The organism is Paenibacillus nasutitermitis (genome assembly GCF_014641075.1).
Classification (GTDB): Bacteria; Bacillota; Bacilli; order Paenibacillales; family Paenibacillaceae; genus Paenibacillus_Z; species Paenibacillus_Z nasutitermitis.
Map to the genome: position 1 here is coordinate 978,846 of NZ_BMHP01000002.1, position 22,926 is coordinate 1,001,771.

A 22,926-nucleotide genomic window follows, 5' to 3' on the forward strand; every position below is an offset into this window, starting at 1 on the left:
GATCTTATGCGGGTCCATGAGCTCGTTTCCGCACAAGCGGAAGCATTGATTTGATCTCTGACGCCACACGCTCGCTGGTCAATCCTGCTTCCCTGCGCTGTTCCGGTATGGAACCATGCTCGATAAATAGATCCGGAACTCCGACAAGACGTACCGATCCATTATAAGATTTATTATGGATTGAATAAAATTCCAGGACGGCGCTGCCTAATCCGCCTTGAACCGCGCCTTCTTCCAGAACAATCATATTCAAGCCTTCCTTGGCCAGCTGAAGCAACATGGTCTCGTCGAGTGGCTTGATAAAGCGGGCATTAACAATCCGGATATTGAGTCCTTCTCTTTTGAGCTGCTCCGCTGTCTCTTCGGCTACCTGAAGCATGGGTCCGATGGCCAGAATGACAGCTGAATCGCCATCGCGTACCGTCTCCCATTTGCCGATCTGCAGCGGGGTGCTCTGTTTGTCGATCGCAACACCCAGCGCGTTTACACGCGGATAGCGAATCGCAATAGGCCCTTCATTGTATTCGAACGCCGTTATCATCATGCGGTGGAGCTCATTCTCGTCTTTGGGCATCATTAGAACCATATTCGGAATATGCCGCAGGAATGCGATATCGTACACGCCCTGGTGAGTCTCCCCGTCCGGTCCGACAAAACCGGCCCGATCTATGGCGAATACAACATTCGCGTTATGTCTGCAAATATCGTGGACCACCTGGTCATAAGCCCGCTGCAGGAAGGTGGAATACACCGCGAATACGGGCTTCATCCCTTCCATAGCAAGCGCTGCACACATTGTTGCGGCATGCTGCTCGGCGATGCCCACATCAATCATCCGATCAGGGAATATCTTCGCAAATTTGGTTAAACCCGAGCCTCCCGGCATAGCCGGCGTAACGGCTACGATCCGCTTATCCTTTTGGGCTAGCTCAATTAATGCGTCGCTAAATACTTCGGTATACATCGGGGGGCCTACAGCCTTCAGAACCTGGCCCGATTCGATTTTATACGGAGAAATGCCATGCCATTTATAGGAATCCGCCTCAGCGGGTGAATAGCCTTTTCCTTTAACGGTAATAACATGAACCAGAACAGGCCCTGAGGCATTGTTTGCCTGCTCCATGACATCAAGCAGTTGGTTAATATCGTGTCCGTCTACAGGACCGAAATACGTAAACCCGAACTGTTCGAATAAAATACCGCTGACGAGTAAATATTTGATGCTATCTTTGAGTCTTTCGGCTGTTTTGGCCAATTTTCCGCCAATAGCCGGGATTTTGTTAAGCAGTTGGTTTAGTTCTTCTTTGGCTTTCTGGTAATGACGGTCCGTTCGAATTTTACCCAGGTAGTGATGTAGGGCGCCGACATTCGGCGCAATTGACATTTCATTGTCATTCAATATGACCATCAGGTTCTTCTTCTCGTGACCGATGTGATTCAAAGCTTCAAGCGCCATGCCGCCCGTAAGGGCTCCATCACCGATAACGGCGACCACTTTGTTGTCCTCGCCTTTCAAATCGCGGGCAAGCGCCATGCCCATTGCCGCAGACAAGGATGTGCTGCTGTGTCCGGCTTCCCAGACATCATGTTCGCTTTCTGCCCGTTTGACAAATCCGCACAGGCCTTTAAACTGACGCAGCGAATCAAACTGACTCATTCGGCCCGTCAATATTTTATGAACGTAAGACTGATGTCCCACATCAAAAATAAATTTATCTTTAGGACTGTCATACAAAAAATGCAAAGCGAGCGTTAGCTCCACTACGCCTAAGTTCGACGCAAGATGCCCGCCCGTCGCGGAAAGCTTTGCAATTAAAAACTCGCGGATTTCTCCAGCAAGCTGCTCCAATTGATTAACCGACAGATGTTTAAGATCTTTCGGCTCGTTTATTTGTTCGAGCAACACGTTATTTCCTCGCTTTCCTCAGCTGGCAGCCACCATAGTCCGGGAACTTTCGACGTTTCTTCCGTAGATTATAACACAGATTGTCGTAAATGCCCAAGGCTGCCGGCAAATCAGTGATCCCGGTTCATTAAATAATCCGCGATCGACAGAAGTTTTTCGGGCATGGATAAATTAGCCTGCCGCAGCGCTTCCTTGGATTCCTTTGTCAAACGCTTCACCAACTCCAGGCTTTGTTCCATTCCGATAATAAAAGGATAGGTAACCTTTTGCTGCTGCACATCGCTTTGTACCGGTTTGCCCAGCTTGGTTTCGTCACCGACAAGATCAAGAATATCGTCCCGCACCTGAAAAGCAAGTCCCAGCTTGCGTGCAAATTCCTCCAGCGCCGCCAACTGCTCAGGAGTAGCTCCACCGATGCGGGCCCCTGACGTTATAGAGAATACAATCAGATCGCTTGTTTTATGCAAATGAATGTATTCCAGCTCGGTCAATGAAGTTACGCCCTGTTCTCCCAGAATATCCGCGGCTTGACCGCCGACCATTCCCGAAGCTCCGGACAGCTTAGCTAAATCAGACACGATCGCCAGCGCTACTTCTGAAGGAACGCCGAGAGATGCTGTCTGGGATACGGCATAGAAAGCATGAGAAAGCAAGCCGTCCCCCGCTAAAATCGCCATAGCTTCTCCAAATACCTTATGATTGGTCGGTTTGCCCCGACGATAATCGTCATTGTCCATCGCCGGCAAATCGTCATGGATCAGCGAGTACGTGTGAATCATTTCTATGGCGCAGGCTACAGGCATCGCTGCCTCATATGTGCTGCCCTCACCCCTGACCGCCTCCGCAGCTGCAAGAACGAGAATCGGCCGCAGCCTTTTTCCACCTGCCTCCAGGGAGTACAACATCGCTTCGCGAAGTTTGGCCGGAACAGGCCATTCCTGCGGGACAGATGTTCTTAACGCCTGTTCGATTTCATAAGCTGTACGAGATAAGTAATCTGCTGTCACAACCGAAGCGTTCAAGTTTATTCCCCTTTATCTTCGTTTGCCGGGGCAAACGTTTTTTTAATTAAGCCGCCTTCGGATTCGATCAGCACTTCGATCTTTTTCTCCACCTGTTCCAGCTTTGCTCCACACAGTTGGGATATTTTCATACCTTCCTGAAAAAGATCGATTGCTTGTTCGAGCGGAACGTCGCCGTTCTCCAGTTGGCTCACGATGACCTCCAGCCGCTCCATCGCTTCCTCGAAACTTACTTCCTGCTGCGCTTCTTTGCTCATCCGGTTAAGCCTCTCCCTTCATCCCCCATACCTGACATTCCAATTGGCCGTCAGCCAGCTTCACTTTGACTATATCTCCTGGTTGTACAGCGGAGATCGTCTTGATCAGCGATTTTTCCTGTTCATCATAAACAAGACTGTATCCCCGTGACATGACTTTAAGCGGGCTTAAAGCATCCAACTGTCTAATCGAAGCAGTTAGATGGATTCGATGTGTTTTGACCGTTGAAATCATAGTGGCCTCCAGCCTCTGTGAAGTTCCCTGCAGGCGGGCACGCGCAAATACAGCCTTCCCTCCAGGGTGAGCGCTTGCCAGTGCCGAACGCAACCCCATCAGCTTTTCCCTGCTGCGCTGCGTTTGTCTCTGGGTCCGATGCTCCAGCTTATCGCGCAGACGGTCCAGGCGTTCAGCCTGCTGAAGCAAATATTTACGCGGATTGACAAACAGCGGCGATCTGCGGATGCGTAATAAACGATCCCTGCGGCTGGATATCGTATTGCGCAACGAGAGAAGCAGGCGGTTATGCAGCTGATTCAACTGGCCGGCAAGCTCCATAACATTGGCAACGGCAAGTTCCGCCGCAGCTGTTGGCGTAGCCGCTCGCAAATCCGCCACAAAATCAGCAATGGTAAAATCAGTCTCATGGCCGACAGCCGAAATAATCGGTATGGCTGAGGCTGCTATCTTCCGGGCTACCGCTTCCTCGTTGAATGCCCAGAGCTCCTCGAGCGAACCGCCTCCGCGCCCTACAATTAATACGTCAACCTCAGCCATTTGGTTCATTATTTCAATCGCTCTAACAATTGCAGGAGCCGCCCCCTTGCCTTGCACAAGTACAGGAAAAAGCAGCACCGGCACGGAAGGGTGGCGACGCTGCAGCGTAATCATAATATCGCGCACTGCGGCGCCGGTCGGCGAAGTAATTACCCCAATCGCTTTAGGATGGCGCGGAATGGCGCGTTTTCTCGATTGATCGAACAGCCCTTCCTGCTCCAGTTTGCGTTTTAATTGTTCAAATGCCAAATACAAGCTGCCGATACCATCCGGCTGCATTTGAGTGGCATAGAACTGATAATTTCCATCCCGCTCAAATACAGATATATTCCCGCGCGCAAGAACTTTTGCCCCTTCCTTTGGCATGAAAGGGAGCTTCTGATTGTGAGAAGCGAACATAATACATTTTAACCGGCTATCCTTATCTTTAAGCGTAAAATACATATGCCCGCTGGAATGATGGGTGAAATTGGAGATTTCCCCTCTCAGCCATACATCGCCAAGAAGAACATCCGATTCCAGCTTCATCCGGATATACTTATTAATATCCTTGATCGAAAAAATGCGCGAACCGTCTGCCATATGCGGTTTCGTCACTCCCCGACTATTTATTTGCCATTTCTGCAGCTTTCATTGTGTTCTGCATCAGCATGGTGATTGTCATCGGACCTACTCCGCCCGGTACCGGGGTTACATATCCGGCTACTTCCAGCACATCGTCAAAATCTACGTCTCCAGCCAGTTTCCCGTCAGAGAGCCGGTTAATGCCCACATCAATGACCACTGCGCCCGGCTTTACAAAATCGCGTCCAATCGCTTTTGCTCTGCCAATCGCCACCACCAATATATCAGCCGTCTTGGCAATCGATTGCATATCCGCTGTCCTGGAATGGCAAATCGTAACCGTCGCATGTTCGCGGAGCAGAAGCATCGCTACAGGCTTGCCTACAATATTGCTGCGTCCAATGACAACGGCATGTTTACCCGCAATATCTATGCCGCTGTGCTTGATCAATTCAATGACCCCAGCCGGCGTACAAGGGAGCAAACTGTCGTCTCCAATGACGAGATTGCCGACACTAAACGGGTGAAAGCCATCCACGTCCTTCTCGACACTGATCGCATCGATAACGGCTTTTTCATCGATATGCTTGGGCAGCGGAAGCTGAACCAGAATCCCGTGAATGGTCGACTGCTTGTTCAGCTTGTCAATCAGCTGCAGGAGCTCCTCCTGGCTCGTATCAGCCTGTAAACGATGAACCTCGGAATAGAACCCAAGCTGTATGCAGGCTTTTTCCTTGCTGCCTACATATACGCGGGATGCCGGATCGTCTCCAACCAGAACAACAGCCAAACCTGGAGTTATTCCCCGGGCTGCAAGCTCTGCAGCCTTTTCTTTAATTTGAACGCGGATAGTATCCGAGACTTGTTTTCCCTGTATAAGTTGTGCGGTCATAATTGCGTTCTCCTTTCATTTATAAGGCATCCCCCTAAGTCCCCCTTGAAAAAGGGGATTCCAAGGGCTCCGCCCTCTGGACACCCGGATGGTTGTCGATTATGGCAGCGTGACGCTCCCCAATTCATGCGAGCCCGTCCCCGTTTTTCGTCCCTACGGGACACACTTTACTTTTAGCGCACCTGCGGTACATGGACTTCGTCTTGAATAACGTATGATTCCCAGAGGCGCTTGCTTCCCACATTTTGCGAAGGGATCGTTTTTCGTCCCTACGGGACACACTTTACTTCTTTTTGGTACACACCTATGGTGCGAAAACCACAGTATAGGCGCAGCAAGATCCCGGACTATTTTTCCGGCGCATTTTCTTCCATCTGGGATTGATCAGCATGGCTTTTGTCTTTCTTGGGCTTAAGCTCATCCAGGGCTTGAAGAAGCCTGCCAAGGACGCCGTTAACGAATTTGCCGGATTCTTCGGTGCCGAAATGCTTGGCCAGCTCGATCGCTTCATTAATTGAGGCTTTTGGCGGAACATCGTCCCGAAAAATCATCTCGAAGCAGGCAAGCCGCAGCACTTGACGGTCCACCCGCGACAACCGGTCTACCTGCCACCCTGTTAGATAGTGTTGGAGCATATCGTCTATAGCCGTTTTATTTTCACTGACGCCATTCACAAGTTCTCTGACATGCTCGTCGATCCGCGATACATCCGCCAAATCGGCCTCGATCTCATTTTCTTCCTGCACTTCGTCCATCAGCATGTTTACCGCATCTTCCGCCGACACTTCGTTCATTTCCATCTGATACAAACTCTGTACTGCAATCTCCCTTGCCAGCCTTCGTTTCATAGGGCCTCCCAAAATCATATATGAGCTGTCTTCTTATCATGTACTACTTTTGAAAACGGTAAAACTCCCACTTTCACTTGTCCGGAAAAAATATGATCTCCTCCCTGCTCCGAACAGCCAGGTGCCGTGTCCGGAGTACGGAGGAGATCATAGTACTATTTGAATGGACGCCAGCGCTGCATAAGCCATTCGGTCCAACGGCTCCACGGAATGATGGGACCGCTCTGATCATCCTTCATCCTGCCAATGGTATAACCAATCCATAACAGCAGTCCGACAAACAGCATATCCCAAAACCCAACGGTCAAATAAAGGATCCCCAGCACGATGGCCACGACCAGACCCGAGATCCGCCCTCCGTAGCTTATCCAAATTTCCCTCCATAACATCGGCAGCACCCCTATTCCACGCGACTTTTATAGTTTGCGGTCTGGATGATATTCGCCACATAGACCGAAACCGTCGCAACCGGTATCCCTGTGATTTCTTCCACATGAGACTTGACGGTTCGCTGGATATCCTCCGTCAGTGTCGGGATCGGGCTTTCACCATCAGCAATTGCCCTTAGTGTAATTTCAATTCCAGCTTCGCTGATGCGAATACGTGCTCGCAAATCCTTCACGCCACGCTGCCTGGCAGCAGCTTTCAGCGCCAGATTCTCGACTGTCTCCAATGAAATACGGATATCGCCGTACTCCGTCCGTTGATCAATAGAAGGCGAAGATGCGTTGCTCCGACGAAGGGATACATAAAAGAACCGGAGGCTGATCAGGAAAATCACCACAGAAACGACGATTACCGTTACCCGCATCCATTCCATTTCCCCGTTATACAAGGTAGTTATAAAATCTTTGAATCCTTTTTCCGGCACCCAATTGAAGCCGGTGCAAAAAGCAAAAACCGACAGCGCACCGATCGCCAGACTATACAAGAAAAGCAACAGCTTGTCCAACACTCTAATCAACGAGATACTCCTCCTCGGGGCGCACTAGATAAAACCCCCCGGCGCCGAGCGACAAGCCCATACACAAGGGGGTACGCTATCATTTCATTTTTGTGATGACAATCACTTCACCCGTAGCTGCGTCTCATCTTCTTCAACCCGTTCGATGGTCTTGAAATGCACATCATGAATATGAACATTCACTTCGATGACATTCAGGCCCGTCATGGTTTCAATGGAGCGCTTTACGTTGCGCTGAATTTCGGACGCAATTTCAGGAATACGGTTGCCATATTCAACAATAATGGATACATCCACAGCGGCTTCGCGCTGTCCGACTTCCACCTTGACCCCTTTGGAAAGATTCTTACGGCCAAGCAATTCGGCAATACCACCGGCAAATCCACCGCTCATACCAGCGACACCATCAATTTCTATCGTAGCAAGCCCGGCGATAACCTCGATCACCTCAGGTGCTATTTGAATAGTGCCCATGTCGGTTTTTTCATAGTCCGCTGCCAGCGTACTCATGGTTTACATACACCTCCTGAATTAATGTGTAGCATCAGCCTCTCGCCGATAGCTCATCCGCTTCTTACTTTCTATACTATAGCATTCGGTGAGAAATATGACAAACAAACAGGAACCGGTAGACGCTTATTTTGTGCGGCCCAGTTAGCTGTAACAGGAACCGGTAGACGCCACCCATTCTTGTCCAGATTGATTGCAGGACATTTTGTTTTTCAAACTAAGCCTCTATTTCATTGATATCATGTTCCTCAAGGAATTTGATATCGAAATCGCCTTTTATAAACTTCGGATGATTGAGAAGCTTCATATGAAAAGGAATCGTAGTGCGTATGCCGTCGATAGCGAATTCAGCCAGTGCCCGTTTCATTCGGGCAATCACATCTTGACGGGTTTCTCCCCAAACGATCAGTTTGGCAATCATAGAATCGTAATGCGGCGATATCGTATATCCCGGATATGCGGCGCTGTCGACGCGAACCCCCAGCCCGCCCGGCGGCAAGTAAAACTGAATCTGGCCGGGTGACGGCATGAAATTGCGATCAGGATCCTCTGCATTTATGCGACACTCCATAGACCAGCCGTTAATCTTGAGATCCTCTTGTTTAATGGATAGCGGATTCCCTTCGGCAACAGAGATCATTTCCCTGATCAAATCAACACCGGTAATCATTTCGGTGACCGGATGTTCCACCTGAATGCGGGTGTTCATTTCCATGAAATAGAAATCCCCGTCAGGCCCCAACAGAAACTCCAGCGTTCCTGCGCCCGAATAATCAACAGCCAGCGCTGCGCGGACGGCTGCACTGCCCATACGTTGACGCAGTGTATCGCTCAGAACGGGACATGGTGCTTCTTCAACCAGCTTCTGACGACGGCGCTGCACGGAGCAATCGCGTTCAAACAAATGGACCGCATTGCCATGTTTGTCGGCCATAATCTGAATCTCGACATGCTTCATCCCGGTCAGATATTTCTCCAGATAAACGCCTGCATTGCCAAATGCTTTCTGAGCTTCCTGCTGGGCTGCCGTGATTTGCGAGATCAGTGCTTCTTCATCCTCGGCAATCCGGATGCCTTTGCCGCCTCCGCCTGCGGTTGCTTTAATGATAAGCGGATACCCGATCTCTCTGGCGATTCGCAGCGCGTCATCCGCATCCTCTACCAGGCCATCCGAGCCCGGTATAACCGGAACATCGGCATCTTTCATCGTCTGCTTGGCAACAGCCTTGTCGCCCATCTTGCTAATCGCCTGTGGCGATGGACCGATAAACACCACGTTGCAGGATTCGCAAATCTCTGCAAAGTCGGCGTTTTCCGCCAGAAATCCATAGCCGGGGTGGATGGCATCGCATTCGGTCAAGGTTGCGACACTCATAATATTAGTCAAGTTCAAATAGCTGTCTTTTGACGCTACAGGTCCGATGCAGTAAGCCTCATCGGCAAGACGGACGTGAAGGGATTCCCGGTCCGCTTCCGAATAAACGGCAACCGTTTGAATACCAAGCTCACGACATGCACGAATGATCCGGACGGCTATTTCGCCCCGGTTGGCAATCAATATTTTATTGAATTTCACACTCACAAGCTCCTCTCGTGCATTGTTCTAGGTGCGAGCAATTCCTCTTAGGTGTGTCAACGACCACTAACAGGTTCACTCTGGCTTCACCATGAACAAAGGCTGACCGAATTCAACAAGTTGTCCGTTCTCAACGAGAACTTCGACGATCTCACCTTTCACTTCGGCTTCCAGCTCGTTCATAAGCTTCATCGCTTCGAGAATACAGACCACCGACTTCTCATTTACGCGGTCGCCAATATTAACAAAAGGCCCATTCTCCGGTGATGATGCACGATAAAAGGTACCGACCATAGGAGATACAATAGGATAGAGGTTGTCCGCTTGCGCGGGAGGTTGAACAGAATCCGCCTGCGGTGCAGACGTCATAGCCACAGGTTGACTCATTGGGGCTTGTACGGCCTGCGTATATGTAGGAACGAGCGACGCGGATTGTACGTTCACGACTTCCGTTTTGCCCGGCTTGCGGATAAGCAGGCGTGCGCCTTCGTTTTCAATTTCAAGTTCATGTACGGATGTTTGATCAACCAGCTTGATCAGCTCTTTAATCTCGCTCAGCTTGAACAATAGTTTCACTCCTAAAAGTTTTCTGTGCTACTTCTTCGATTATTCTTCTCGCAAGCAGGAAACTTGCTTCGTAAGCATATGCTTTCGTTTTCTGTGCTACTTCTTCGATTATTCTTCCCGCAAGTAGGAAACTTGCTTCGTAAGCATATGCTTTCGTTTTCTGTGCTACTTCTTTGATTATTCTTCCCGCAAGCAGGAAACTTGCTTCGTAAGCATATGCTTTCGTTTTCTGTGCTACTTCTGCGATTATTCTTCTCGCAAGCAGGAAACTTGCTTCGTAAGCATATGCTTTCGTTTTCTGTGCTACTTCTGCGATTATGCTCCATTGCAAATTGCTTTGTAAGCATACCCCTTCATTTTCTGTTTACTTCATTTTCTGCTTTTTTTCTCGAAATCCTCCCCTGCGAATGAAACGTTCACATTTGGAAGGCCTATCTCCATTCTGCTGCAATTTCTTGTTCTTATACGGCTAAGCTGCCGCTAGAAATACCAAAAACTTGCTCATAACAGACCTATTATAGCATAAATGCCTGTGAACACGAACCCATTTTTTACATCCGCTTAATGGAAAAAAGCCCGCCGTCATTTCTGACAGCAGGGCCTTCCGGCTTAATTGTTGCTTGTAATGTACTGAACGGATACCTGGTCGCCGCCTACATTCAATTCCTTCATGACCAGCATCATAATGCTGTCCGCCTGACTTTTCTCCAGTTTGTCGCTTTGCACCACGACTTTGTATTTATTGTTGTCCTCCGCCACAAAGGCGTTGCTGTATTCCTTGATCAGCTCTTCCTCAATGCCGGTAATACGTGTATTTTTGTCTTCCAGCAGATTAATCTGCTCGACAGCCGCGGTGGCTTCATCCGGCTTTTGTTTCGTATCGGAAATTTTTCCGTACAGCTGGTTGATTTGCGTATAGAACTTCTGATCGCGTTTTTCCTGCATGTCGTTGAACACACTGCTGCTCGCTCCGCCAGCCGCTTCAATTTGCTTGATAACCTCTTCGTCCGTTTTTTCCTCAGCAGCGGTCTCTTTGATCACCTTGCCGTCATTGCTGGCTGCAGCTCCATCACTTTTGTCGACGCCTGTAACCTCCGTCACAGTGATGCCATTATCCTCCGTTGCTCCCGAGGAAGCTTCCGTGGCATCCGATTTCAATTGCTGCTCCTGCTGTGTCCCGTCCGTAAGCATATCCGACGAGGTGTCGACATCTTCGGTGAATAAATAGTAAGCAGATAAAATGACCATCAAACTGAGCATTGACACCAGCCATACGGTTTGTCTTTTCGTGTTCATTTTTAGAACATCCTCCCTTTTGTCAGTTGAATGAAATTTCATTGCTGATATTTTCTCGGCACAACCGAGATTCGGCTGACCGGGACATTAAATCCTTTTTCCACCGCGTCCAGGATGAGCCGGCGGACCGTTCCGTTCTCCGCGCCTTTGGCAACAATCAGAACACCCCGGATTTTAGGCTTGATGCGTTTGGTGATTAGCGGGTTTTGATCGCCGGAAGTCTCATACAGCACAACTTGTCCGTCCTTCGTAATTGAGGTCGTATGCCGTTTGCCCCCATTCTTGTCGCTTTCATCGGTAATTTGCTGGGACTCTTTCTGATTTTGCTGCACCACAATCTCTTCCGTTGAATCGATGGTTATGAGCACATCAATCGATCCTACCCCGACGATCTTCTCCAATATATCTTTAAGGCGGTTCTCAAGCGGCTCTTCTATGGAAGCAAAACTATCCGAATCGCTGGAGCCTTTGCCGGAAAATGCTGCCTGATCGGAGGTTGTAGACGAATCAGGCGGCTGCGTGGAAGGGACGGCCTGGAAGGAAAGAAAGGAGTTGACCAGCATCAATATGGCTCCAATCCCACCAATGACAAGCAGCCAGCGCATCGTTCTGACCCGCTTCGGCCCCCCGGGGCCACCTCCCACCAAACCCTCGATTCCTTCCAGCCATTTGGCCACGTCCGCTCCTCCTTTCCAAACCGTTTCCAACTAGTCGAACAATGTAAGTTAGCGATCACCTTTATTCATCAGGTCCTGCTTCTGGCGGATGACGACAGCTTGGGCTTTAACGGACCACCCTTCCCGCAGTACCTCCCTGATGGCCTCTGCGATACGTCCATCAACCATTTCATAACCGCCGGTGCTTGGAGATTCAGACAATTCGGTCTGACTATTCCGCTGCTCATCCACCCGGACAACAACCTCTACGTTGGGGATCTCAATCACGGACCTGACCCTCCCCGATTCTTCGGATATCCTGCTCTTGTCCGGATGGATGGAATCATCCGGTCCGCCGACATTGATGCCTCCTGTCTTCTCTACAGCCGTCGAGCTGGGCGAAATCTCCGAAGTTGATCGTGTCTGATCCGGCAGTGTTACAACTACGGACGCCACTCCCGCATCCTGTTTACCTCTTCCCGATCCGGCTGCAAGCTTCACAGCAATGTCGGTTGTTTCAATGCCGGTACGTTCGGTGATTTGACTGCGCATGGTCAGTGCCAGCTGCTTCTCCGTCAATGTGGCTGCTGAAGCCTCCTGTTTCTTCTTAAGAACGTCGGCATTGCGCTGGATATCCTGGAGTGTAGGCATCCGCAGCTCTTTGGACGGCTCGCTTTTGAACCAGCCCTCCACATTCTGATCGAGTTTTGCACTGAAATCACCTTGAAGCATGCGTAGAATCGGCGTTAAAATCGTAAGCAATATAATTAATCCGGCAACAAGCCTGACATACCGCTGCATGGACTTGTTGGGGAGCAGCAAATCGATTAGTCCCGCAAGCAGCACAACGGCAATAATTTGCTGCAGCCAGGTAGCCAGCCAGGAAAGCATCAGCGTTGTCCTCCTTTACCCGGCAGCATATGCACATGCCTTCGCCGTGCAGCATGATTTACCGGATCATCACAGCAGCATTGCCTGCCGTCAGAATAATCGTAACGGCAAGAAAGAACATCAGGCTGACCGCCGCCAGCGCCGCAAACACATAGATCAGCGTCTTACCGATCGTTTGCAGGCAATCGACGATGGGACTGTCCCCCAGCGGCTGCATGATAGCAGCAGACACGTTGTAGATAAGCGCAAGCGTTAATATTTTAATCGCCGGGAAAGCGCACAGGAATATAAGAATAATAACCCCGGCAAGACCGATTGCGTTTTTGACCAGCAGCGAGGCCGTCATGACGGTATCCGCCGCATCCGAAAACGTCCTGCCAATAACGGGCACAAAATTGCCAGTGATAAATTTTGCCGTCCGCATGGTAACGCCGTCCGTCACAGAGCTCGTGGCTCCTTGAACGGAAATGACGCCCAGAAAGATCGTCAGCATGATACCCATCAGTCCAACGCCGAAATTGCGAAGCACATTGGCCAGCTGCGTCACCTTGAACTTCTCTGTCATCGCACTTGCGATTTGCAGCACCGCCGAGAAGAACAACAGCGGAAAAACAAGCGTATAGATGACGGATCCGACTGCATGGATCATGAAAATAATAAGCGGATGCAGCACGGACACCGTTACGACGCTTCCCATGGTAGCCAGCAGGGTAAGCAGCAGCGGCACCATCGCCATCATAAATTGAATCATCCCGCCAATCGCATCCTTGGCATAGCCGATCGCTACCGTGAAGCTGTTGACTGCCAGCACAATCATAACCATGTAGGTAATGCTGTAAGCCACTTTGCTGACGGTATTCCGCTCGAAAGCCGTTTGCATCGTCTGCAGAATCATGCTGAATACGGTAAGCACCACAATCGTTACAAGAAGTTTGCCGTTATAGAGCACCTCATGGAGCATATAACGCAGCAAACCCGACAGTACAGTGGTCAGTTTCAGGCCATTTCCGCCCGGAGTGATCATGTCCATGAAGCTTGGTACTTTACGATCCGGGAAAAAACCGCCATAATCGCTCATCAGCTGATTCCAGTAATTCTCGACCGCTCCGGCATCGATGTACTTGAGCTGCTCGTCCGCCAGTTCCCCGTTCACAGCAGCGGCATTATCGGTTGCTGGACGATTACCAGCATCTGAGGAGATACCCGGTTCGCCTTCGGCTAGTGCCCATGAGGGACCAAGGTGCAGCAGAACGATCAGCAGCAGCAGGGCCGCTGCTGCACAGCGGATCAAAAGCGGCTTCATCATGCTTCAACTCCCTGCCGGCAGCAAGCCGAGCACCGTTTCAACGATGACGCTGATAATGGGAACGGCCATCACCAGAATCAGGATTTTGCCGGCAAATTCAATTTTGGATGCAACGCTTTCCTGACCTGCATCTCTTACGATTTGTGCGCCGAACTCCGCGATATAAGCAATCCCGATTATTTTCAGAATCGTTTTCAGGTAAATGGAAGGAATGCCTGATCGATCCGCAAGCTGTTCGAGCACGGCAATGACCGCTTCAATTTTGCCGATCACATACAGGAAAATGAACAATCCGGTGAAGGCGGCAAGCAGGAAGGCGAACATTGGTTTTTGCTCTCGCACAACAAGGATAAGGACGGTTGCAATCAGCCCAAGGCCGACGATCTGGATCATTTCCAAGTCCGATTCACCTGCCCTGCGCATCCTTCATTATTGAAAAAGAAAGATCGTTTTAATTTCCCGAAACAGCTCGTCGAGCAGCCTGATCACCATAAACAGCACAACGACAAATCCGATGAGCGTTACCCAATGCGCCATATCTTCTTTCCCCATCTGTTTCAGCACAGTATGGATCATGGCGATAATAATGCCTATCCCGGCAATTTGAAATATGGCGCTAACATCCATGTTCATTGTTTTAGGCACCCCACTAAACGATCAAAATGACGACAAGCGCCGCGATGAGGACGCCAAGGCTTTTCCACATCTTCTCGTATCGCGCTTGATCATCCCGCGCCCCATCCTCTTCCGCTTTCAATTGCTGCACCGCAAGACGCATATGCTTGATTTGGTCGTCCCGATCGCTGATGCCAAGTGTCGATCCCAATCGGATCAATGCCGTTCTCTCAGGTGTTTTCATTGCCGTACCCGGCCAATGATCGGCGATCGAAAGTTCCCAGCATTCCCGGAATGATAATCCCTGCGGCTGATTGATCCGCTCCTTCACCCCCCTGAATATCGAAGCTCCAGGGTCAGGAAGATGCAGGGCACAACGTTCGAAAGCGTCCGGCAGCGGTGTAAAGCCGTAACCGATTTCGGTTTCAAGACGCTGCACCGCTTGAATCAATTGGCGGATTTGGCGCGGCCTTGCCGCGTAACGGGAAGCCTGCATAAAACCGATCATCGTACCCGCGAACAGGATAAGCGCAGCTCCGATTAGCTTAACCAAAAGCATCGCCCCCCTGAATGGCGGTTGGTTCCCGCGCGGCAGGCGCCCTTCCTCCAGCCCTGACCGGAACAATCCGGCTCACAGGAGCGAGAGTTCCCCGGCTAAGTTCAATACCGAGCGCAAAAGCGCCCTGATCCAGCAGCCGCCGCAGCACAGGCCGCCCCCGGGCGTCTGCAATATTCTTGGCGTGGGCTGTAGCAATCACGACAACACCTGCATGGCTCGCATCCAGAATCGCATCCGCATCCTCCTCGCGGCCAATTTCGTCCACGATCATCACCTCCGGCGACATTGATCTGAGCATCATCATCATACCTTCCGCTTTCGGGCAAGCATCCATGACATCCGTTCGGGGACCGACATTGAAGGTGGGAACCCCTTTTACACAAGCGGCAATTTCCGATCTCTCGTCGATAATGCCAACTTTGCGGGCAGGCCAGCCGGACGCCAGAGGATGACCCCAGGTCCCGCTGCTGACAGCTCTGGCCAAATCCCGGACAACCGTTGTTTTTCCCTGCTGCGGAGGAGCAAGGATTAGCGCGGAGTGGACGGTTCGACGGTTAATGTCCAGCATCTTGGGCAAAAGTGCCGCAGCAGCGCCAATCACTTCCCGTGCTATTCTGATATTGAATGCCGAAACGTCCCGGATCCCCCTTACGGAGCCGCCTTCCAGAATCGTACGTCCGGCAATGCCAATCCGGTGGCCTCCGGCTACTGTGATATAACCCCTGCGGAGTTCTTCTTCCATCGCGTAAAGGGAATGGTTCGTTACCCGCTCGAGCAGCTTGCGGCACAGCTCCGGGGAGGGCTTGTACGCATGTTCAGGACTGGGCAAGAGGCGCCCCTCCTCGCTGACAAACCAGAACCCCTCGCCTGTGCCAATCTCCAAGGGACGGCTTTCACGTATCCGCAGTTCCTCAATGACGGTTTCCACAGACCGGGGAATCCGTCCAAGCACGGTAACCAGCTCCAAAGGCAGCAAATGCGCCATATGATCCAGCATGCCACTTTCATCCTCCTGGAAAATTAAAATGCCGCTCTATTCCTAAAGATAGTTTCATAGTAGCGAGAGCAGTATGAGAGTCTACTTTCAATGTATTCGGACAAGCAGAAGTTTATGACATGCCGCTTGCCGTAAGCTCCGGGAAACAATCCGCTATTTTTTGAGAATGCCGACCAAAAGACAACCTACACCCGCGACAATCCAGATGATTCGGCCAAACGAAAGCTTATCGGACATACCGACAAGACCAATCGTTGTAGTCGTAATTAAAATGAGCGGACCCACAAGCGCAAGCGCAGCATTGACTGCCAGAGCTTTGTCGATCTGGTTCAAACGTAGCATCACCAAAGCGGCGCAAATCTCTATGGTTCCGGACAACACCCGCAGCGAAGCCATGGTCAGAACGATTTTATTAAACACCACTCCATCCCTCCCGCTCTTAAATTCCTGCTTGTACTAGTAAAGCTTATGCGGGCTTGTCTGCCATTCATGCCGATATTATAGGCTTTCCGGGCACATGCCCTAGTCGCGTTGCATATATTGCTCTGGTAATGGGCGCAAGAGCTTTTAATTATCCATTTAAAAGTGAGGAGATTCCAAGGTATGAGATCAAATTCCCGTCCAGCTTGGCCAACGAGGCTGCAGGATCCCGGGGGCTTACGCAGCTTGCCGCTCGAGCTGGAAAAAAAGCAGAATGCGGACCGGACCATCGGACGCGGCCAGACGATGATCATCGATAAAGGACTGGGCCAACATGGTTTCTCGGACTTGATGGAAACCGCCGGTGATTACATCAGCTGTGTGAAAATCGGGTTCGGAACGGCGCCGCTGTATCCGACTGAGCTGCTGCTTGGAAAAATCGAACTGGCCAAACGCCATGGACTTCTCATCATGCCAGGCGGCACGATGCTTGAAACGGCGGTCAGTCAAAAACTGGTACCTGAATTTTTCGAAACGATTTGCCGTCTTGGCTTTAATGGAGTCGAAGTGTCGGACGGTACAATCGAGCTTTCTCGCAAACTGAGATCGGAATTGATTCGCGAGGGCTTGAAACACGGCTTGCAGGTCGTCACTGAATATGGCAAGAAAATAAGCGGATCCACTGTGGATGTGGCCGAGCTGCAGGCGACAGCCGATGCCGACTGGTATGCAGGCGCAGAGATGATTACAATTGAAGCCCGAGAATCGGGAATTGGTGTGGGCTTGTTTGACGCCAATGGCAATTGTGAGGAAGAGGCACTGAAGGCCGTGGAAAGGTCGTTCGGCGGTATCAGCCGAATTATGTGGGAGACGCCGCTGAAACAGCAGCAGGCGCTGCTGCTCCGCACGTTTGGCCCTGATGTTCATCTGGGCAACATCCCGCCGCAGGATGCTTTATCCCTGGAGACCATGCGCCGTGGACTGCGTTCGGATACCTTCAGCTTTGGAAAACAAATTGAAATCCCGTTTCATTATATGATTTAACTGCCGATTGGTATGGCGTGGAAACATCAAGCCGGACTGGAAGGAGGCGAACAGCATGCGTGTTGAGGTCATTTCAAGCGTAAATGAAGCGCGGGCCGACAGGTTCACGCATCGGACAGCTATTGTTATCGATGTATTGAGAGCCACCAGCACTATCGTTGCTGCTCTTCAAGCGGGCTCCTCTGGAATATATACAGTAGAAACCGTTCTGGACGCAAGAGCTCTGCAGCGACCTGCGGATTTACTGGCGGGAGAACGGTTTTGCCGTAAAATACCGGGATTTGATTTGGGTAATTCTCCGGATGAATTCACACCAGAAATGGTCCAGGACCGCAGGATCATATTAACCACGACGAACGGGACACGCGGGCTGCATAAAGCGGTGAGGGCCGATCATGTATTGGCAGGCTCGCTTCTTAATTTGTCCGCCTGTACGCAGGCTGCACTGGATCTGCGCCGCGATATTGTCCTGCTTTGTTCCGGCAGTCACGATGAATTTGCGCTGGAGGATGGATTATGCGCCGGTGCATTCGTGGCGAAATTACAGGCTGGAAGCCCGGATGGCTTGGAAATGGATGACTTTGCTGCCGCAATGCTGGGCTTCTACAGAAATTCAACCGGACAGCTCTATGAAACATTGGCATCCGGCGCCACCGGCAGGAGGCTGCTTAAGCTCGGAATGGCACGCGATATCAAGCGCTGTTCCCAGCTCGACAGCAGCGACATCGTCGCACGCATGCAGGGCGGGATGCTCACCAGAGGTTAGCAAACATACCGGTAGTTTCAAGCGGCAGGAGGAATCCTGCTGCTTTTTGCCTTAAGGATCATGAAGCAAACATAATCACAGGGCTTGTTCCATACAATGGAAATATGGACGCTGCGGCGAATACTGGCGGCGATGCTACCGGAATAAAGGAGAGCATGCAAGCATGGGCGGGGAAATTGTACTGGTTGTCCTAATCATTATCGGATTAATTGGCCGTTCGCCAATTATTTCGACAGCGGCATGTGTACTGCTGATTGTGAAATTAATTCATCTGGACCGCTATCTTCCTACCATTGAACGCCGGGGCATGGAGCTGGGGCTGCTTTTTCTGACCTTCAGCGTGCTTGTTCCGTTCGCATCCGAGCGGATTCACACCAAGGATATTATGGGGGCATTATGGTCCTGGCCAGGGGCCCTCGCATTGATTGGAGGCGCCACGGCTACCTATGTAAACGGAAAAGGGCTGGAAATGCTGAAATTCGACCCCCAGCTTATTGTCGGTCTTGTCGTCGGTTCCATTATCGGTATTATCTTCATGCGCGGCATTCCTGTTGGTCCCTTGATGGCGGCAGGAATAACAGCCATTCTCTTTAAAATCTTTCAAATGATCGCCGACCGCTTCTGAACATCAGTTCCTTGTTCGCTCAAATAGTCAAAGACCTCCGGTACCAGCGAATGCGGGCACGGGGGTCTTTGGTATAGATGTCTTGATCTTCATTATATCTTGATCTTCATTATATCTTGATCTTCATTATATCTTGATCTTCATTATATCTTGATCTTCATTATATCTTGGTCTTCATTACCTAATGGAGATCAGCGCAAAAAAGGTGCCCCCAAGGGCACCATGTTTAACGTAATCTTACACAATTCAGTAACTCTCCCCGACATCGACACTCCAACGTGTTGAAAGGACGAAGTCCACAAGGTACCGCGGGAGCGCAAGTTTGGAAGTGTGTCCCGAATGGGACGAAAACGATCGTTGTGAACAGTCGCTAACATCCGATTCTCTTTACCGCCAACGTTATTCCACCGGGTGTCCAGAGGGCCGGAGGCCCTTGGGGTCCCTCCTCAGGAGGGATTTAGGGAGGGGCATCCTATACTATCTACGGTCCTGCGGTCCGCCCACAAACGCCTGTTCCGTCGTATCCAAGCCATAAGCCGTATGCAAGGCGCGCACGACATCATGAACGTTCTCAGCGGCAATGATACAGGATAAGCGGATCTCCGAAGTGCTGACGAGCTTGATACTGACGCCAAGGCTTGAGATCGCCTCGAACATCTTGGCTGCAACCCCAGGATTGCTGACCATGCCTGCGCCAACGATCGAAACCTTCACCAGGTTATCCTCCGTCTCAAGCTCCCGGAAAGGCACCTTACTGCGGATTCCCTCCACAACTTTGGTAGCACGGTCCTTATCGCCCAGACCGACCGTAAAGGAAAAGTCGGCTTTGCCGTCCTGAACGCCGCTTTGCACAATGATATCGACATCAATACCTTGGGATGCAAGAGCACCAAATACGGTGGCAAGCACACCCGGCGTATCCTCTACGCCTAAAATACTGATTCTGGCTACATTTTTATCATAGGCGATACCGCGAACGACAATCCCCTGCTCCATAACCGCTTCCCCTTTCACGCTCGTTCCTTCGTTTTGCGTAAAGCTTGAACGAACGACCAGGCGCACATTATAATTTTTGGCGTATTCAACAGCACGCGGATGCAGGACGGCAGCGCCCAGATTCGCGAGCTCAAGCATTTCATCATACGAAATCTCACTCAGCTTGCGGGCGCAAGTAACAATGCGCGGATCTGTAGAATAAATCCCGTCCACATCTGTGAAAATCTCGCAAACATCGGCGTTGATCGCAGCGGCCAGCGCTACCGCTGTCGTATCGGAGCCTCCGCGTCCAAGCGTCGTTATTTCGCCTTCGTCCGTCATCCCTTGGAATCCGGCAACGATGACCGCGTTCCCGTCCTCCAGCGCCTTAAACAGACGATCAGGCTGTATGTCCGTAATACGGGCTTTGCCATGAACCGCTTCCGTGCGGAACCCGGCCTGCCAGCCTGTAAAGGACTTGGCGCTGTGCCCCAGCTTGTGAATGGCCATCGACAACAGGGCGACGGAAATCTGCTCTCCCGTGGAAAGCAGCATGTCCATTTCCCGCGTGGGCGGGCTATCATTCAACTGATTGGCTTGATCTATCAAATCGTCCGTCGTATCTCCCATAGCCGAGACAACAACGACCACTTTATGACCTGCTTCCTTATTATCGGCAATCCGTCTTGCAACACGCTGCATCCGTTCTGTGGTGCCGACGGAGCTGCCGCCGAACTTCATGACTATCAACGACAACGCTTATCCACTCCCAACATTTATCTGATCACGATAATGGCAATGCCTGAGCCTTGCTACAATATGTTAACGTCAGGCGCAAAAGAATCATACAAAATGAAATTATATCATAATGGAGCTCTCTTGGGTACAAAAAAACCGCCCAAACCGAAGTCGGGACGGCCTTATTAGAGCGGATTTAGGCTAAAAGTCTAAGCGCGTGAAACGTACTTTCCTTCACGCGTATCAATCAGCAGCACATCGCCTTCGTTGATAAACAAGGGAACCTGAAGCGTCAATCCTGTTTCGACCGTAGCGTTCTTGGTTGCGCCTTGCGCCGTGTTTCCTTTGATCCCAGGCTCGGTCTCAACCACTTTCAAATCCACGTTGTTAGGCATCTGAATACCGAGAATCTCACCTTGATAGCTGGTAATATTGACGGTCATGTTTTCTTTAAGGAAATTGATTTCCCACTCCAGCTGCTTTTTCTCCAGCGTGAATTGATCGAAGGTTTCATTATCCATAAACGAATATTCATTGCCTGAGTTGTACAAATATTGAACGGCACGGTTCTCGATTTGGGCACGTCCGATTGACTCTCCCGCGCGGAAGGTTCTTTCCACGGTATTGCCATTGCGGAGATTCTTTAACTTGGAGCGGACAAAGGCTGCTCCTTTACCCGGTTTAACATGTTGAAAATCAATAACCGTAAAAATATCGCCTTCCACTTCGACGGTAAGACCCGTTTTAAAATCGTTGACAGAAATCACTTTTGTTTCCTCCTAAAGAGTTTTTAGCGTTACTTCTTCGAATAATCGCTCATGCGAGCTGAAAACTCACTTCGGAAGCAAACACCTTGAGTTTTTAGCGTTACTTCTTCGAATTATCGCTCATGCGAGCTGAAAACTCACTTCGGAAGCAATCACCTTGCGTTTTTAGCGTTACTTCTTTGAATTATTGCTCATGCGAGCTGAAAACTCACTTCGGAAGCAGACACTTCATTCCTTTTATATGTAAAGCACTCATTCCAAAATCGTAAGTTCCTTCGGAGATGAGGTTAACAACATATTGCCGGTCTCGGTGATCACGATATCATCCTCAATGCGTACCCCGCCAAAACCCGGGAGATAAATACCAGGTTCCACCGTAACGGTCATACCTGGCTGCAGCACAACATTGCCCGTCTTGGACAGCCTTGGCGCTTCATGAATTTCCATCCCCAGCCCATGACCGGTTCCATGACCAAAATAGTCGCCGTATCCATATCTGGCTATGACTTCACGTGCCAGCGAATCTGCATCGCGTCCAGTCATGCCAGGCTTTATTCCCGCAAGAGCGGTCATCTGCGCTTCCAATACGATTGCATAAATCTCTTTGTGCTTGTCGGTTGGAGTCCCGACCACAACGGTCCGGGTTATATCCGAGCAGTACCCCTTATAATAAGCTCCAAAATCAAGCTTCACAAATTCATTACGGCCGATAATCCGCTCGCTTGCAACGCCATGCGGCAGTGCCGAACGTTCGCCTGAAGCGACAATCGTTTCAAAGGATGAAGAGGTGGCGCCTTTGCTTCTCATATACATTTCCATCTCAAGGGCGATATCCAGCTCTTTGGCACCGGTTTTGATAAAACTCAAAATATGCGCATACGTATGATCCGCCAGCACAGCCGCTTCTTTCATAACGGCAAGCTCTGCTTCGTCCTTGATCAGCCGCAGTTCTTCCACTGCGCCGGCCGCCGGGACCAGTTGAATGCCTTCAAGCTGCTTGGTCCATGACGCATATTCCCGGTATACGACATGATCTTCCTCGAATGCAAGCTTGCGTATTCCAGCCGATGAGGCCAATTCCTTCACGGTATCCAACATATTTTGCCCATGTTCGACGACCGTAAATGACGTTGCTTGAAGCGGAGCCTGCGACATATACCGGAAATCCGTAATCAGCCAGTTGTGCGCCTGCGTAATCAGCAGCACGCCTGCTGAACCGGTAAACCCGCTCAGGTAGCGCCGGTTAACGGAGCTCGTTATAAGAATGCCGTCTGCATCCATCTGGGAAAGCTTGCTTCTGATGCCTGCCAATCGATTGTTCGTCATCCATACCACCCTTTCAGATACCGCTTATAAAAATAACAAAACCAGGCTGCTAACGCCTGTTATG

Annotated in this window: 27 protein-coding genes; 3 read left to right on the forward strand and 24 right to left on the reverse strand. The window is 50.5% G+C overall.

Annotated elements, in window-relative coordinates; translation table 11 throughout:
• Window positions 1-4 precede the first annotated feature (4 nt).
• The 21 genes from dxs to IEY46_RS14800 form a co-directional block, all read right to left on the reverse strand.
• Window positions 5-1,906 (reverse strand): 1-deoxy-D-xylulose-5-phosphate synthase, encoded by a 1,902-nt coding sequence (dxs, locus tag IEY46_RS14700; protein WP_188992737.1) that lies wholly within the window; start codon window positions 1,904-1,906, stop codon window positions 5-7.
• 110 nt (window positions 1,907-2,016) lie between these two features.
• The gene (locus IEY46_RS14705; protein WP_229750301.1) at window positions 2,017-2,928 is read right to left on the reverse strand and encodes a polyprenyl synthetase family protein; all 912 of its coding nucleotides are present in this window, start codon (window positions 2,926-2,928) and stop codon (window positions 2,017-2,019) included.
• A gap of 2 nt (window positions 2,929-2,930) precedes the next feature.
• Complete coding sequence (gene xseB / locus IEY46_RS14710) at window positions 2,931-3,185, reverse strand: exodeoxyribonuclease VII small subunit (protein ID WP_188992738.1); 255 nt, start codon at window positions 3,183-3,185, stop codon at window positions 2,931-2,933.
• Window positions 3,186-3,189: 4 nt separating this feature from the next.
• Window positions 3,190-4,542, reverse strand: a complete 1,353-nt coding sequence (gene xseA, locus IEY46_RS14715; RefSeq protein WP_188993856.1) for an exodeoxyribonuclease VII large subunit — start codon at window positions 4,540-4,542, stop codon at window positions 3,190-3,192.
• Between the two features lie 22 nt (window positions 4,543-4,564).
• Entirely contained in the window at window positions 4,565-5,416 is an 852-nt protein-coding gene (gene folD / locus IEY46_RS14720) for a bifunctional methylenetetrahydrofolate dehydrogenase/methenyltetrahydrofolate cyclohydrolase FolD (protein ID WP_188992739.1), read from the reverse strand.
• A gap of 347 nt (window positions 5,417-5,763) precedes the next feature.
• Window positions 5,764-6,264 (reverse strand): transcription antitermination factor NusB, encoded by a 501-nt coding sequence (gene nusB, locus IEY46_RS14725; RefSeq protein WP_188992740.1) that lies wholly within the window; start codon window positions 6,262-6,264, stop codon window positions 5,764-5,766.
• Between the two features lie 155 nt (window positions 6,265-6,419).
• Window positions 6,420-6,653, reverse strand: coding sequence for a DUF2273 domain-containing protein (locus tag IEY46_RS14730; RefSeq protein WP_188992741.1), 234 nt, complete (start codon window positions 6,651-6,653; stop codon window positions 6,420-6,422).
• 11 nt (window positions 6,654-6,664) lie between these two features.
• Window positions 6,665-7,228 carry an alkaline shock response membrane anchor protein AmaP gene (gene amaP / locus IEY46_RS14735; protein ID WP_188992742.1) on the reverse strand — a complete coding sequence of 188 codons (564 nt, stop codon included), beginning with the start codon at window positions 7,226-7,228 and terminating at the stop codon, window positions 6,665-6,667.
• 102 nt (window positions 7,229-7,330) lie between these two features.
• Entirely contained in the window at window positions 7,331-7,738 is a 408-nt protein-coding gene (locus tag IEY46_RS14740) for an Asp23/Gls24 family envelope stress response protein (protein ID WP_188992743.1), read from the reverse strand.
• A 217-nt stretch (window positions 7,739-7,955) separates the two neighbouring features.
• The gene (accC, locus tag IEY46_RS14745; protein ID WP_188992744.1) at window positions 7,956-9,314 is read right to left on the reverse strand and encodes an acetyl-CoA carboxylase biotin carboxylase subunit; all 1,359 of its coding nucleotides are present in this window, start codon (window positions 9,312-9,314) and stop codon (window positions 7,956-7,958) included.
• A gap of 75 nt (window positions 9,315-9,389) precedes the next feature.
• Window positions 9,390-9,881 (reverse strand): acetyl-CoA carboxylase biotin carboxyl carrier protein, encoded by a 492-nt coding sequence (gene accB / locus IEY46_RS14750; RefSeq protein WP_188992745.1) that lies wholly within the window; start codon window positions 9,879-9,881, stop codon window positions 9,390-9,392.
• On the reverse strand, window positions 9,859-10,212 hold the full coding sequence (locus tag IEY46_RS14755) for a hypothetical protein (RefSeq protein WP_188992746.1): 354 nt from the start codon (window positions 10,210-10,212) through the stop codon (window positions 9,859-9,861). Before IEY46_RS14755 ends, accB begins: the two co-directional genes overlap by 23 nt.
• A 278-nt stretch (window positions 10,213-10,490) precedes the next feature.
• On the reverse strand, window positions 10,491-11,177 hold the full coding sequence (locus tag IEY46_RS14760; RefSeq protein WP_188992747.1) for a SpoIIIAH-like family protein: 687 nt from the start codon (window positions 11,175-11,177) through the stop codon (window positions 10,491-10,493).
• A gap of 38 nt (window positions 11,178-11,215) precedes the next feature.
• Window positions 11,216-11,854, reverse strand: coding sequence for a stage III sporulation protein AG (gene spoIIIAG, locus IEY46_RS14765; protein WP_188992748.1), 639 nt, complete (start codon window positions 11,852-11,854; stop codon window positions 11,216-11,218).
• Window positions 11,855-11,902: 48 nt separating this feature from the next.
• Entirely contained in the window at window positions 11,903-12,724 is an 822-nt protein-coding gene (gene spoIIIAF, locus IEY46_RS14770) for a stage III sporulation protein AF (RefSeq protein WP_188992749.1), read from the reverse strand.
• Between the two features lie 58 nt (window positions 12,725-12,782).
• Entirely contained in the window at window positions 12,783-14,030 is a 1,248-nt protein-coding gene (gene spoIIIAE / locus IEY46_RS14775) for a stage III sporulation protein AE (RefSeq protein ID WP_229750302.1), read from the reverse strand.
• 3 nt (window positions 14,031-14,033) lie between these two features.
• Window positions 14,034-14,429: a stage III sporulation protein AD gene (gene spoIIIAD / locus IEY46_RS14780; protein WP_188992750.1), complete on the reverse strand. Its 396-nt coding sequence runs from the start codon at window positions 14,427-14,429 to the stop codon at window positions 14,034-14,036.
• A 30-nt stretch (window positions 14,430-14,459) separates the two neighbouring features.
• Entirely contained in the window at window positions 14,460-14,663 is a 204-nt protein-coding gene (spoIIIAC, locus tag IEY46_RS14785) for a stage III sporulation protein AC (RefSeq protein WP_188992751.1), read from the reverse strand.
• Between the two features lie 16 nt (window positions 14,664-14,679).
• Window positions 14,680-15,198 carry a stage III sporulation protein SpoIIIAB gene (spoIIIAB, locus tag IEY46_RS14790; protein WP_188992752.1) on the reverse strand — a complete coding sequence of 173 codons (519 nt, stop codon included), beginning with the start codon at window positions 15,196-15,198 and terminating at the stop codon, window positions 14,680-14,682.
• Complete coding sequence (gene spoIIIAA, locus IEY46_RS14795; protein ID WP_188992753.1) at window positions 15,191-16,201, reverse strand: stage III sporulation protein AA; 1,011 nt, start codon at window positions 16,199-16,201, stop codon at window positions 15,191-15,193. Before spoIIIAA ends, spoIIIAB begins: the two co-directional genes overlap by 8 nt.
• A 153-nt stretch (window positions 16,202-16,354) precedes the next feature.
• Entirely contained in the window at window positions 16,355-16,621 is a 267-nt protein-coding gene (locus IEY46_RS14800; protein ID WP_188992754.1) for a YqhV family protein, read from the reverse strand.
• A gap of 183 nt (window positions 16,622-16,804) precedes the next feature.
• Here IEY46_RS14800 and comA point away from each other — a divergent pair, with 183 nt between their 5' ends.
• The 3 genes from comA to IEY46_RS14815 all read left to right on the forward strand — a co-directional run bounded on the left by comA (window position 16,805) and on the right by IEY46_RS14815 (window position 19,056).
• Window positions 16,805-17,665 carry a phosphosulfolactate synthase gene (gene comA, locus IEY46_RS14805; RefSeq protein ID WP_188992755.1) on the forward strand — a complete coding sequence of 287 codons (861 nt, stop codon included), beginning with the start codon at window positions 16,805-16,807 and terminating at the stop codon, window positions 17,663-17,665.
• Window positions 17,666-17,720: 55 nt separating this feature from the next.
• The gene (locus IEY46_RS14810; RefSeq protein ID WP_188992756.1) at window positions 17,721-18,431 is read left to right on the forward strand and encodes a 2-phosphosulfolactate phosphatase; all 711 of its coding nucleotides are present in this window, start codon (window positions 17,721-17,723) and stop codon (window positions 18,429-18,431) included.
• 163 nt (window positions 18,432-18,594) lie between these two features.
• Window positions 18,595-19,056 (forward strand): DUF441 domain-containing protein, encoded by a 462-nt coding sequence (locus tag IEY46_RS14815; RefSeq protein WP_188992757.1) that lies wholly within the window; start codon window positions 18,595-18,597, stop codon window positions 19,054-19,056.
• Window positions 19,057-19,533: 477 nt separating this feature from the next.
• Here IEY46_RS14815 and IEY46_RS14820 read toward each other — a convergent pair whose 3' ends face one another.
• The 3 genes from IEY46_RS14820 to IEY46_RS14830 all read right to left on the reverse strand — a co-directional run bounded on the left by IEY46_RS14820 (window position 19,534) and on the right by IEY46_RS14830 (window position 22,862).
• Window positions 19,534-20,787, reverse strand: a complete 1,254-nt coding sequence (locus IEY46_RS14820) for an aspartate kinase (protein ID WP_188992758.1) — start codon at window positions 20,785-20,787, stop codon at window positions 19,534-19,536.
• A 191-nt stretch (window positions 20,788-20,978) separates the two neighbouring features.
• Entirely contained in the window at window positions 20,979-21,536 is a 558-nt protein-coding gene (gene efp / locus IEY46_RS14825) for an elongation factor P (protein WP_188992759.1), read from the reverse strand.
• 252 nt (window positions 21,537-21,788) lie between these two features.
• Complete coding sequence (locus IEY46_RS14830; RefSeq protein ID WP_188992760.1) at window positions 21,789-22,862, reverse strand: M24 family metallopeptidase; 1,074 nt, start codon at window positions 22,860-22,862, stop codon at window positions 21,789-21,791.
• Window positions 22,863-22,926 lie beyond the last annotated feature (64 nt).

What these genes read in the sequence shown, in the direction of transcription:
- xseB (WP_188992738.1), bottom strand. Translation starts at nt 3,185, where the DNA reads ATGAGCAAAGAAGCGCAGCAGGAAGTAAGTTTCGAGGAAGCGATGGAG.
- xseA (WP_188993856.1), bottom strand. Translation starts at nt 4,542, where the DNA reads ATGGCAGACGGTTCGCGCATTTTTTCGATCAAGGATATTAATAAGTAT.
- folD (WP_188992739.1), bottom strand. Translation starts at nt 5,416, where the DNA reads ATGACCGCACAACTTATACAGGGAAAACAAGTCTCGGATACTATCCGC.
- nusB (WP_188992740.1), bottom strand. Translation starts at nt 6,264, where the DNA reads ATGAAACGAAGGCTGGCAAGGGAGATTGCAGTACAGAGTTTGTATCAG.
- IEY46_RS14730 (WP_188992741.1), bottom strand. Translation starts at nt 6,653, where the DNA reads ATGTTATGGAGGGAAATTTGGATAAGCTACGGAGGGCGGATCTCGGGT.
- IEY46_RS14740 (WP_188992743.1), bottom strand. Translation starts at nt 7,738, where the DNA reads ATGAGTACGCTGGCAGCGGACTATGAAAAAACCGACATGGGCACTATT.
- IEY46_RS14760 (WP_188992747.1), bottom strand. Translation starts at nt 11,177, where the DNA reads ATGAACACGAAAAGACAAACCGTATGGCTGGTGTCAATGCTCAGTTTG.
- spoIIIAF (WP_188992749.1), bottom strand. Translation starts at nt 12,724, where the DNA reads ATGCTTTCCTGGCTGGCTACCTGGCTGCAGCAAATTATTGCCGTTGTG.
- spoIIIAE (WP_229750302.1), bottom strand. Translation starts at nt 14,030, where the DNA reads ATGATGAAGCCGCTTTTGATCCGCTGTGCAGCAGCGGCCCTGCTGCTG.
- spoIIIAC (WP_188992751.1), bottom strand. Translation starts at nt 14,663, where the DNA reads ATGAACATGGATGTTAGCGCCATATTTCAAATTGCCGGGATAGGCATT.
- spoIIIAA (WP_188992753.1), bottom strand. Translation starts at nt 16,201, where the DNA reads ATGCTGGATCATATGGCGCATTTGCTGCCTTTGGAGCTGGTTACCGTG.
- comA (WP_188992755.1), top strand. Translation starts at nt 16,805, where the DNA reads ATGAGATCAAATTCCCGTCCAGCTTGGCCAACGAGGCTGCAGGATCCC.
- IEY46_RS14810 (WP_188992756.1), top strand. Translation starts at nt 17,721, where the DNA reads ATGCGTGTTGAGGTCATTTCAAGCGTAAATGAAGCGCGGGCCGACAGG.
- IEY46_RS14815 (WP_188992757.1), top strand. Translation starts at nt 18,595, where the DNA reads ATGGGCGGGGAAATTGTACTGGTTGTCCTAATCATTATCGGATTAATT.
- IEY46_RS14830 (WP_188992760.1), bottom strand. Translation starts at nt 22,862, where the DNA reads ATGACGAACAATCGATTGGCAGGCATCAGAAGCAAGCTTTCCCAGATG.